General features: G+C 57.4%; 5 protein-coding genes and 1 pseudogene. All 6 read right to left on the bottom strand.

Features of this window, described 5'->3' with window-relative positions; all coding sequences use genetic code 11:
• Positions 1–1,160 precede the first annotated feature (1,160 nt).
• Complete coding sequence (locus AC221Y_RS20100) at positions 1,161–1,913, bottom strand: SDR family NAD(P)-dependent oxidoreductase (protein WP_486708174.1); 753 nt, start codon at positions 1,911–1,913, stop codon at positions 1,161–1,163.
• A 72-nt stretch (positions 1,914–1,985) separates the two neighbouring features.
• On the bottom strand, positions 1,986–2,153 hold the full coding sequence (locus tag AC221Y_RS20095; RefSeq protein WP_486708173.1) for a hypothetical protein: 168 nt from the start codon (positions 2,151–2,153) through the stop codon (positions 1,986–1,988).
• Between the two features lie 109 nt (positions 2,154–2,262).
• Entirely contained in the window at positions 2,263–3,192 is a 930-nt protein-coding gene (locus tag AC221Y_RS20090; protein WP_299752261.1) for an AEC family transporter, read from the bottom strand.
• 5 nt (positions 3,193–3,197) lie between these two features.
• Positions 3,198–3,995 (bottom strand): MBL fold metallo-hydrolase, encoded by a 798-nt coding sequence (locus tag AC221Y_RS20085; RefSeq protein ID WP_486708172.1) that lies wholly within the window; start codon positions 3,993–3,995, stop codon positions 3,198–3,200.
• A complete protein-coding gene (locus tag AC221Y_RS20080) occupies positions 3,983–4,792 on the bottom strand; it encodes a TatD family hydrolase (RefSeq protein WP_486708171.1) in 810 nt (269 codons plus the stop codon). Before AC221Y_RS20080 ends, AC221Y_RS20085 begins: the two co-directional genes overlap by 13 nt.
• Before the next feature lie 31 nt (positions 4,793–4,823).
• Positions 4,824–5,123: pseudogene (locus tag AC221Y_RS20075) on the bottom strand (DNA polymerase III subunit delta'); the annotation flags it as partial.

The following is a 5,123-nucleotide window of genomic DNA, read 5'->3' as shown; positions in this document are numbered from 1 at the left end:
GTCTAACACGGAAGGCGTCTCAGGAAGAGCGTTTGTTTTCTATCGAAAAAAAACCCGACCTGAGCCAGGTTGGGTAGTTTTCCGGCGTGTGAAGACGAGAGCCAATGCTTGTAGGCAGCAGTTACTTCCGAAAGTGAGGCGCAGATCGGCTACGCGCCGGAGCGCAGACGCCAGATCCACGTTGTGCAATCCCGGCGGAACAGCAGAAGTCTGCGGCGGGCAGTTTCGCGCTACGAGATTGAAGAGAATGCTCTCGGAGAGTTGTGAGGAAGCGACGCTGCTCACACAAGCCCGGTGAAAGTTCATGGCGCAGGTACCAGTCAGATGCCAAGCAAAGAGCTTGCCTCCCATCCAGCACATGCCGCGCAACGTCCGGAGCCAAGAAGGAGATGTAGATCATCGACGGCGCGCGTCGTTTGGAAGTCCCTTCAGAAAATGTGAGGGTGATTTGCCGCGCAGGTGGCCAATCTGAACCGCAAGGCCGCGAAGAAGAAAATCCTTCTTTGGCTATATCCAATAGTGGCGATGTTTGGAAATTTCAGATGACGTTCGATTGTGAAGTAATTGTAAATAAACGTAATAGTGAAAGAATAGATCGTTCTGTGGACTGACTAAATTTTGACAGTCTTGCGCAATAGGATCTAAGTCGACAAAAAGCTTTTGATGAGCGATGAAGACTGATGCAGTTTGCCTTGAGATGGCCAGTAGGCGATCAATGCACCGGAAGGTGGTGCAATCCGCGTTACGATTTGCGGCGACGGCGAGGGTGAGTTGTTGTTCATGAGGCTTGACACCGAAGTTGCGTCCCTCAAACCTTTGCCCGTTGCAGGCTATGCGTGATTTTGTGAAAGCGTTTCGGACATTTGCCTTGAGGGTTGTGGCCGCGGGCCTCGGCCGTGGCCTGTTGGCGGGCGCATCCAATGCGGCGCCCTACTTGGGCTTCATGTAGGTGCGGTCGGAGCTTTCATGGTTGTCCAATGGGACGTGCGTCGTGCCTAGTTAAGAAATGGTTAACGCGGCCTTCTAGTATTCACTCATCGGTCTAAACCCTCTGATTTCTATGCGGAAAAGAAATCCAAACGTGCGCCGAAGGCGTTCTCTTAAAAAAAGAACAGTTTCAACTGTTCCTGTTGCTCCCACCAGCTTCAGCTGGTGGATGTTCAGTAGGTTGCGCGGCCCCCGGAGAGGTCGAAAACGCCGGCTGTGGTGAAAGAGTTTTCGGCGCTTGCCAGCCAAGTAATCATGCCGGCGGCTTCTTCGACTTCTAAAAAGCGCTCGCGGGGAATTTTCGAGAGCATATAGGCGATGTGCTCATCGCTCATCTGGTCGAAGATCGGAGTGCGGGCGGCGGCGGGCGTGACGCAGTTTACCGCAATGTCGTGGCCTGCGAGTTCCTTGCCGAGTGATTTCGTGAAGCCAATAACCCCGGCTTTTGACGCGGAGTAGGCGGAGGCGTTGGGATTGCCTTCTTTGCCAGCGATTGAGGCGATGTTGACGATGCGCCCGTAGTTGCGCGCGCGCATGCCCGGAACAACCGCTTTGTTGACGTGAAACGTGCCATTGAGGTTCACGGCACAGATATGGGCGAATGTAGTAACGTCGTAATCTTCAACTGTAGCATTGGGGCCTGCGAGGCCCGCGCTGTTTACCACGATATCGACGGGGCCGAGCGCTGCCTCGGTCGCTTTGAGGGCTGCCTGGACGGAGGACCAGTCGGAAATGTCGGCGGTGATTGCGGTGGCGTTATCGCCTGCATTGAAGACGGCGACGGTTGCGGCGTTCTGGTCGCCGTTCCTGTCCCAGCTGGCGACTTTTGCGCCCGAGGCGAGAAGGCGTGCCGATACAGCTAGGCCGATGCCTTGTGCGCCGCCAGTAACGATAGCTGTTTTGCCAGAAAGATCGTAGGTGTTCATGAGACGTGCCCCCTAATTCCGTTCCTTACGGTTTAGCGGCAGTAGTCGTCAGAGAGAAGCAAAAGTCTCAGCCTAGGAGCGGTTGGCCTTTTCGGCGCCTACGTCGCGTTGCCCAAGGGGTTTGGCAAGATGGGCAATCAGTGAGGCGTTTTTAATATGAACAAACAGCGTAGCCCCCTGCATCCGGCGGTCTTTAATGTGGCGTTCAGCCGGTCGACGGAAGGCGATGACGTTGCTCATAGAACGATTCCCATAACTTCGTTCCTAGATAGACCCCAGATTTGTGACCACGATTGGGCACAAGTAAGGAATAATCACGGTTAATGTTCATGAAGTGTGAACGAGTTCTCTATGGGAGCAGAAGCAGCCAGAGCCAGACCGTAACGATGGATGCAGCCGTGCCCACAAGCACAGATGCGGCAGCGACGCGGCGCGCGCTGCCGTAGAGATTGGCGAAAATGTAGGTGTTGACGCCGGGCGCCATTGCGGCCGTCAGGACGGCAGATCTGAGCGCGTCGCGGTCAAGTTGAAAGAGGGTCGCAAGGCTAAGGGTGATCGCTGGGTGGAGGATGAGAGAAATCACGCAAACCATTGCGATTGTTTTAGAATCACCTTCAGGTTTGTAGCGATGTAGCACGCCTCCGAGGCCGAAAAGTGCGGCCGGAAGGGCGGCAACGACCATGAGGTCAACGGCGTCGATCAGAACACCCGGAAGGGGTAGGCCAGAGAGGTTCACTGCCAGGCCCAGTGCGATACCGATGACCAGCGCGTTGCGGAACATTGAGCGCAGGATTTTGCCCAACAGTATCGCCGGATTGCGGTTATCGGCGCGCGCAATCTCCATCGCAGCGACGCCCAACATATAACAAAAAGGCGCGTGGACGGCGACGATTGCGTAGTTGGCGGACAGTGCATCTGTACCGTAGGCGCGCTCGGTTATGGGCAGGCCGAGGAGGACGGCGTTGGAGAACAGGCAGACAAAGCCAATGGCGACGCTGTCGGACCAATTGCGCCTGAAGATGTACCGCGCACCCAAAGTGCCCGCGGTGAAGCCGACGGTGGCGCCAGTGTAGAACGAGATCAGCAGTTCGGGATCAAATTGTGCCGAGAGGTCGAGGGTCGAAATTGCGCGGAACAAGAGGCAGGGGATGGCGTAGTTTTGGGTGAATTTCATCAGTCCATCGACGCCAGTATCGGGAAACCAGCCTCTCCAGACCGCGAAATAGCCAAAGCCGATAACGAGGAAGACAGGGAGGATAACGTCTAGGAGGGCTTGCACGTTGGTTAATCGTCCAGCTCGATTTTCATACCGTCGAAGGCCGGGGAGATGTGATCCGGGGTTTCGGCGTTGACTTTCGCGTAGTCGAGATCGTTGTGCATGTTGGTGAGAATGGCGCGCTTGGGTCGCACCTGGCCGATCCACTCAAGCGTGCGTTCGAGGTGGGCGTGGGTTGGATGCGGTGTGCGTCTGAGGGCGTCCACGATCCAGACGTCGAGGTTTTGCAATTTTTCCCATGTATCGTCACGAATAGTTGATACATCAGGAAGATAGGCGACATTCTTAATTCGAAATCCGAGGGCGTCTATTGCGCCGTGATCTACCTCGAAGGGGGTGAAGATGATGTCGCCGCCCGGGCCGGAAATTGTGACGTCGCCATCAATTGTGAACATGTCGAGGATTGGCGGATAGGGCGAGCCAGCGGGTTGAGTGAAGGCGTAGCCGAAGCTGCCGTAGAGGCGTTCTTGTGTCGGACCATCGGCCCAGACAGCGACCCGGTTTTTCTGGTTGAAGACGATCATGCGCAAGTCATCAATGCCGTGGACGTGGTCGGCGTGGCCGTGGGTGTAAAGGACGGCATCTAGTGTGCCGACACCGGCCCCGAGAAGCTGGTCGCGCATGTCGGGGGATGTGTCGATAAGGACGCGGGTGGTGCCGTCTTTCGTCTTCCGCTCGACCAAAAGGGAGCAACGGCGGCGGCGGTTTTTGGGGTTGGTTGGATCACAGTCGCCCCAGAGGCCGCCGAGGCGTGGAACGCCTCCGGAAGAGCCGCAGCCCAATATGGTGAAGGTCAGCTTTGCCATTGGGCGGCTTTCGTGAAGAGGCGGTCAAAGTTTGCTTCGGTTTGTGCCGCGAAGTCTTTGTAATCCATGTTGAAAACCTCGGCGCCGATGCGGGCTGTGTCGGCGACGTAGCTCGGTTCGTTGCGCTTGCCCCGGTTAGGGGGTGGCGCAAGGTAAGGAGCATCGGTTTCGACGAGGATACGATCAACGGGCGCGGCGGCGAAGATATCGCGGAGGCCCTGGCTTTTGGGGAAGGCTGTGATGCCGGACATGGAAAGGTAAAACCCGAGATCAAGGGCGGCTTGGGCGAGGGCGGCAGACGAGGAAAAGCAATGCATGACGCAGGTGTAGGCGTCTTTTGCGTGCTCCTCGGACAGGATCGCGGTCATATCGTCGTCGGCGGCACGGGCGTGGACGATGAGGGGCAGGCCGGTTTGGCGGGCGGCTTCGATGTGAATGCGCAAGGATTGCGCTTGGATGTCCTTGCTTTCAACCGTGTAGTGATAGTCGAGACCGGTTTCGCCGATGCCGACACACTTGGGGTGTTCGGCGACCGCGAGGAGGTCTTCAACGCTGACCAGCGGTTCGTCCGCGACGGACATCGGGTGCGTGCCAGCGGCGAAGAAAACTTCGTTGTGGGACTCGGCGAGAGCTTGGACCGGCGGCAGGGATATGAGTTTTGTGCAGATCGTCACCATGCGCCTAATGCCACGGGCTTTGGCGCGCGCAAGAAGGTCGTCGATTTCGCCGTCGAATTGCGGAAAGTCGAGATGGCAATGGCTGTCGGTCAGCGGGATGTCGGGGCCGGGTTCAGACATGGGTTTCGTATCGATGCTTTGGGGCGAAGGGTCAAGGACGCGACGCGGTCTCGTTGATCTTGAGGAAGGCGTCGAGGATCAGGCTTTGGGCATCCACGTTGACTGCGCGACCGTGGCCGATGCGCTGGGACAGGTTTTGTTGGAGGCTGGCCCATTTGCGCGCCGCGCGGGCGTTGGGGGCGAGGCGGGCCATAACCTGGGGTTCGTCTGTGGTAATGGGAGTTTCTGGTGTGAGGCCGGTTCCGGTGCGGGCCATGCGGGCGAGCGCGAGGTCGAGCAATATCAGGGCAACGTTTAGGCGGTCGATCTGACCCCGCTGCGTAACGTGCTC

This window comes from Boseongicola sp., from assembly GCF_057460485.1.
Note: the sequence above shows the minus strand (reverse complement) of the source record. Positions and strands in the feature narration are given on the sequence as shown.

Bases quoted from the DNA above. Each gene is read 5' to 3' on its own strand.
- AC221Y_RS20085 (WP_486708172.1), bottom strand. From the start codon at position 3,995: ATGGCAAAGCTGACCTTCACCATATTGGGCTGCGGCTCTTCCGGAGGC.
- AC221Y_RS20080 (WP_486708171.1), bottom strand. From the start codon at position 4,792: ATGTCTGAACCCGGCCCCGACATCCCGCTGACCGACAGCCATTGCCAT.
- AC221Y_RS20100 (WP_486708174.1), bottom strand. From the start codon at position 1,913: ATGAACACCTACGATCTTTCTGGCAAAACAGCTATCGTTACTGGCGGC.
- AC221Y_RS20095 (WP_486708173.1), bottom strand. From the start codon at position 2,153: ATGAGCAACGTCATCGCCTTCCGTCGACCGGCTGAACGCCACATTAAA.